Source organism: Flavobacterium sp. (assembly GCF_029242675.1).
In the GTDB taxonomy this organism is placed as follows: domain Bacteria; phylum Bacteroidota; class Bacteroidia; order Flavobacteriales; family Flavobacteriaceae; genus Flavobacterium.
On sequence record NZ_JAQWTM010000397.1, the window covers coordinates 1 to 4685 of the forward strand.

Genomic DNA, 4685 nt, shown 5'->3' on the forward strand with positions numbered 1-4685 from the left:
AATTCCTTTTTCGATTCCAGTTGCTAAACGCTCAACATTTGTTACAAACAAATCATCACCAACAAGCTGCACTTTATCACCTATTTTCTCGGTTAATAACTTCCAGCCCTCCCAGTCATTTTCGTCCATTCCATCTTCGATAGAAATAATTGGATATTTTGCTGCTAATTCTGCTAAATATTCTACTTGCTCTGCAGAAGTTCTTACTATTCCTGTTTCGCCTTCAAATTTAGAGTAATCGTATTTACCATCTACATAAAATTCTGCGGCAGCACAATCCAAAGCAATCATGATTTCATCTCCAAAAGAATAACCCGCATTTTCAACTGCTTTTTTAATAGTATCTAAGGCATCCTCAGTTCCTCCAGCTAAATTGGGTGCAAAACCCCCTTCATCACCTACTGCTGTGCTCAATCCACGGTCATGTAAAACCTTTTTTAAACTATGAAATATTTCAGTTCCCATTTGCATAGCCTGCGAAAAAGAAGTGGCTTTTACAGGGAAAATCATGAATTCCTGAAAAGCGATGGGAGCATCAGAATGTGATCCTCCGTTAATTATATTCATCATTGGGACTGGTAAAGTATTCGCTGAAACACCTCCAACGTAACGATACAAAGGAAGTCCTAACTCATTGGCAGCCGCTTTTGCAACAGCAAGAGAAACCCCCAAAATGGCATTAGCACCTAAATTAGATTTATTAGCTGTACCATCTAAGTTAATCATAGTTTGGTCAATCAAGTTTTGCTCAAAAACAGATGTACCTACTAACTCATCCGCAATAATAGTATTAACATTTTTCACAGCATTTAAAACTCCTTTTCCTAAAAAAGCTTTTCCTCCATCTCGTAACTCAACAGCTTCATGCTCTCCAGTCGATGCTCCTGACGGCACTGCTGCTCTACCTAAAACACCATTATCAGTGATAACATCAACCTCGATAGTTGGATTACCTCTAGAATCAAAAATTTGTCTTGCGTGAATTTTAATTATAATACTCATATTACTTTAATTTTAAATTTGATTATACAAATATATTCTATCTTTTGGTTTCCCATAATGAAAATCATGAATGTTATTAACGAAAAAGATATAACTATCTGTTAAAAATTGCATTAAGAACTTTATATTAACACACAACCGAAAAACACACTTATCACAGTACCAGCTATTTTTATTTACATTGATTTAAAAATTAAACTCTACACCACTACTATCTATCAAAAAAAAACATGGAACCTTTACCAATTGAAAAAACCTGTTAAACAAAAAAAGGCGGACTATTAGTCTGCCTTTTACAATCAAAATGCAAAATTTATGATCGAATACTTTCTATATACTGATCAAATAGATACGAAGAATCATGAGGTCCTGGACTAGCTTCTGGATGATACTGCACAGAAAAACAATTCTTATCCTTAACTCTCATACCCGCAACAGTGCCATCATTTAAATGCACATGAGTAATTTCCATAGCACTATTGGCTTCTAATTCTTCTTTATTAACAGCGAAACCATGATTTTGTGAAGTAATTTCCCCTTTACCCGTTACTAGGTTTTTTACAGGATGATTAATTCCCCTATGACCGTTAAACATCTTGTAAGTGGAGATTCCGTTTGCCAATCCGATGATCTGATGTCCGAGACAAATACCGAATAACGGTTTATTACTAGCTAAAATTTCCTTAGCAACCTGAATTGCACCGGATAACGGTTCCGGATCACCAGGACCGTTAGACAGAAAATATCCATCAGGATTGAAAGCTGTCATCTCGTTAAAACTAGTATCAAAAGGAAAAACCTTAATGTAACAATCTCTTTTAGCTAAATTTCTTAGAATATTAGTTTTTATACCTAAGTCTAATGCAGCGACTTTGTAAGTAGCATTTTCATCACCAAAAAAATAAGCTTCTTTTGTAGATACTTTTGATGCTAATTCCAAACCTTTCATGTCTGGAACAGCCGCTAAAGCCTTTTTAAGATCTTCAATAGCAGTGCCATCTGTACATATAACAGCATTCATCGCTCCATTATCTCTAATATAACTTACTAATGCTCTTGTATCCACATCTGATATGCAAATTAAGTTTTGCTTTGTAAAGTAATCCTCTAAACTTCCCGAAGCATCAGACCTTGAGTAATTAAAACTAAAGTTTTTACAAACCAAACCAGCTATTTTCACGCTATCTGATTCTACATCTTTGTCATTAACACCATAATTCCCAATATGAGGATTAGTGGCAACCATGATTTGACCAAAATAAGAAGGATCAGTAAAGATTTCCTGATATCCCGTCATTCCCGTGTTAAAACAAACCTCTCCAAATGTAGTTCCACTGATACCAATTGATTTCCCGTGAAAAATGGTACCATCACTAAGTAGTAAAACTGCGCTATTTCTTGTTGTGTATTTCATGTGTAGTTAAATATGATACAAATTTAAATTATAATAAGAGTGAAACCAAATTTTAAAACAGTATTCAATTTTAAAAGTTTGGTGTGCTTAGCACTTACTTGCTGTTGTTTTACAAAAAAGAAAAAAACAAAAAAAAAGGATAAACTATAAATAGTTTATCCTTTAGTATTATTGAATGATTATTTTCATAATTACTCAGCAGCGTCAGTTGTAGTTTCAGTTTCAACAGCTGGAGCTTCAGTAGCCTCATCTGCTTTCTTAGCTTTCCCACCACGACGGCTTTTTGCTTTTTTAACTTCTTTTTTACCTCCGTTGTAAAGTTCATTGAAATCTACTAATTCGATCATTGCCATATCAGCATTATCTCCTAAACGATTTCCAACTTTAATGATACGAGTGTATCCACCTGGACGATCACCTACTTTAGCAGCTACATCTCTGAATAAATCAGTTACAGCATACTTGCTACGTAAGCTAGCAAAACATAAACGACGATTGTGAGTCGTATCGCTTTTTGATTTTGTAATTAAAGGCTCAACAAATTGTTTAAGCGCTTTTGCTTTAGCAACAGTAGTGTTAATACGTTTGTGCTCGATAAGAGAACAAGCCATATTAGCTAACATAGATTTTCTATGTGCTGTCTGTCTGCTTAAGTGATTAAATTTTTTTCCGTGTCTCATGACGTGTTTTTTTAAACCCTCATCTTGCTACTATCCTCTATGGAGAGCAAAATATGAGTAATTTATTCTTTATCTAGTTTGTATTTTGCTAAATCCATACCAAAATTAAGGTTCTTAACTGCAACAAGTTCATCAAGTTCAGTTAAAGATTTTTTACCAAAATTACGGAATTTCATTAGGTCATTTTTGTTGAACGATACTAAATCACCAAGTGTATCGACTTCAGCCGCTTTCAAACAATTTAATGCTCTTACAGACAGATCCATATCAACAAGCTTAGTTTTAAGCAAGTGTCTCATATGTAATGATTCTTCATCATACGATTCTGTTTGTGCGATCTCATCAGCCTCTAGAGTGATTCTTTCGTCAGAAAACAACATGAAGTGGTGAATTAAAACCTTAGCAGCTTCAGTAAGTGCATCTTTTGGATTGATAGAACCATCAGTTTTAATTTTAAAAACTAATTTCTCATAATCTGTTTTTTGCTCTACACGGAAGTTTTCGATTGCATATTTTACGTTCTTTACCGGAGTAAAGATAGAATCCGTAAAAATGGTTCCAATTGCAGCATTTTGCTTTTTGTTCTCCTCAGCAGGAACGTATCCTCTACCTTTTTCGATAGTTAAATCGAAATTCAGTTTGATTTTAGAATCTAAATTACAGATAACTAGTTCTGGATTCAAAACTTGGAAACCTGAAATAAATTTTTGAAAATCACCAGCTGTTAACTGATCTTTACCTGAAACAGAAATAGTAACTGCTTCGTTATCAATATCTTCAATTTGACGTTTGAAACGTACTTGTTTTAGATTAAGAATAATTTCGGTAACATCTTCAACAACTCCTGCTATAGTAGAAAACTCATGATCTACACCTTCGATACGAACAGATGTAATTGCATAACCTTCTAATGCAGAAAGCAAGACTCTTCTAAGTGCATTACCTACGGTCAATCCGTAACCAGGTTCTAAAGGTCTAAATTCAAATTTACCTTCAAAATCGGTTGAATCGATCATGATAACTTTATCGGGCTTCTGAAAATTAAATATTGCCATAAATTTCGACTAAGTCAATTATTATTTGTTGTACAACTCTACGATTAATTGCTCTTTAATATTTTCTGGAATCTGAAGTCTAGCCGGTACAGTTACAAAAGTACCTTCTTTAACGTCATTATTCCAAGTAATCCATTCATAAACTTGACTAGCATTAGATAAAGAACGTTCGATAGCTTCTAAAGATTTAGATTTTTCACGAACTGCAACTTTATCACCTGGCTTAAGGTGGTAAGAAGGAATATTTACAACTTCACCATTTACAGTAATGTGTCTGTGAGAAACTAATTGTCTCGCACCTCTTCTAGAAGGAGCTACACCCATTCTAAAAACCACATTATCCAATCTTGCCTCACATAATTGTAAAAGAACTTCACCAGTAACACCTTTAGTAGCTGATGCTTTTTTAAATAAACCTCTAAATTGTTTTTCTAAAATTCCATAAGAATATTTAGCTTTTTGCTTTTCCATTAACTGGATTGCATATTCAGATTTTTTACCTCTTTTTTTAGCCATCCCGTGTTGTCCAGGTGG

At 34.1% G+C, this 4685-nt stretch carries 5 protein-coding genes; all 5 read right to left on the reverse strand.

Annotated features, from left to right (window positions below):
• Positions 1-1002, reverse strand: a 1002-nt coding sequence (gene eno / locus P8M54_RS14620; protein ID WP_300288733.1) for a phosphopyruvate hydratase, incomplete at its 3' end; no start/stop codon positions are given.
• A gap of 313 nt (positions 1003-1315) precedes the next feature.
• Entirely contained in the window at positions 1316-2416 is a 1101-nt protein-coding gene (carA, locus tag P8M54_RS14625) for a glutamine-hydrolyzing carbamoyl-phosphate synthase small subunit (protein ID WP_300288735.1), read from the reverse strand.
• Between the two features lie 191 nt (positions 2417-2607).
• Positions 2608-3096 carry a 50S ribosomal protein L17 gene (rplQ, locus tag P8M54_RS14630; protein ID WP_300288736.1) on the reverse strand — a complete coding sequence of 163 codons (489 nt, stop codon included), beginning with the start codon at positions 3094-3096 and terminating at the stop codon, positions 2608-2610.
• 62 nt (positions 3097-3158) lie between these two features.
• Positions 3159-4151: a DNA-directed RNA polymerase subunit alpha gene (locus tag P8M54_RS14635; protein WP_300288737.1), complete on the reverse strand. Its 993-nt coding sequence runs from the start codon at positions 4149-4151 to the stop codon at positions 3159-3161.
• 21 nt (positions 4152-4172) lie between these two features.
• The coding region (gene rpsD, locus P8M54_RS14640; RefSeq protein WP_300288738.1) for a 30S ribosomal protein S4 at positions 4173-4685 on the reverse strand (513 nt) is incomplete at its 5' end.

What these genes read in the sequence shown, in the direction of transcription:
- carA (WP_300288735.1), bottom strand. Translation starts at nt 2,416, where the DNA reads ATGAAATACACAACAAGAAATAGCGCAGTTTTACTACTTAGTGATGGT.
- rplQ (WP_300288736.1), bottom strand. Translation starts at nt 3,096, where the DNA reads ATGAGACACGGAAAAAAATTTAATCACTTAAGCAGACAGACAGCACAT.
- P8M54_RS14635 (WP_300288737.1), bottom strand. Translation starts at nt 4,151, where the DNA reads ATGGCAATATTTAATTTTCAGAAGCCCGATAAAGTTATCATGATCGAT.